The 260-nt window shown below is 61.9% G+C and carries 1 protein-coding gene; it reads left to right on the forward strand.

From position 1 onward, the window contains the following. Positions 1-260: hypothetical protein (locus ACSNOG_RS33555; RefSeq protein WP_436756445.1), on the forward strand; the 260-nt coding region annotated here is incomplete at both ends.

Consider the following 260-nt stretch of genomic DNA (forward strand, 5'->3'; position numbering starts at 1 on the left):
GGGCAAAGACGGCAGCACGGTCCATGTCGGCAAGGTGAGCATTCTTGACGGCACGACGATGGAAGCGGAGGCTGATTTTACGCTGGATCAGGTGCCGCTTCAAGTCACCTACGCCGGGAAGACCGTCACGGCCTCCACCGGCTGGCGCATGCTGGACGAGATGTATGCCTACGACGGCGATGATCTCGGCGCGGCTTATCAAGGTGGAGGCGCTGTGCTGAAGCTGTGGGCGCCGACGGCGGACAATGTGACGGTGAATG

Source organism: Streptomyces sp. URMC 124, assembly GCF_051386455.1.
Classification (GTDB): domain Bacteria; phylum Actinomycetota; class Actinomycetes; order Streptomycetales; family Streptomycetaceae; genus Streptomyces.